At 59.1% G+C, this 328-nt stretch carries 1 pseudogene; it reads right to left on the bottom strand.

The features are described 5' to 3' along the window. A pseudogene (locus RVY79_RS18400) lies at positions 1–186 on the bottom strand (3-deoxy-8-phosphooctulonate synthase); the annotation flags it as partial. Positions 187–328: the final 142 nt, after the last annotated feature.

The following is a 328-nucleotide window of genomic DNA, read 5'->3' as shown; positions in this document are numbered from 1 at the left end:
CTTGAAAACGAAGGGTATTCCCAGCTTGCGCGTCACCTCCGCGAAGTGCTCAGCCGCAGCCAGGGTCGTATCGAGATCCTCGATGACGTTGATGCCGCCGAATAGCACGAACGGCAGGTCGTTAGCGACTGTGATCCCCTCGGAAATGGCGACGTGCAGGGAGGTGGCTGATGATATCGATCGCATAAAACTTCCTCTCGTGATGTCAACGACCGCAGGTGAAAGCTCCGAGCGTCGTCGGCGAAGAATGCCCCACGGTCTTGGACTTTGCATACAGACGCGTCCGCAACAGCGCTTACAGAGTCCGGGGTCCGCACCGGCGACTCCG

Source organism: Chromohalobacter sp. HP20-39 (assembly GCF_033052815.1).
Classification (GTDB): Bacteria; Pseudomonadota; Gammaproteobacteria; order Pseudomonadales; family Halomonadaceae; genus Chromohalobacter.
The sequence above is the reverse complement of the archived record's forward strand: the minus strand, read 5'-3'. Positions and strand labels throughout refer to the sequence as shown.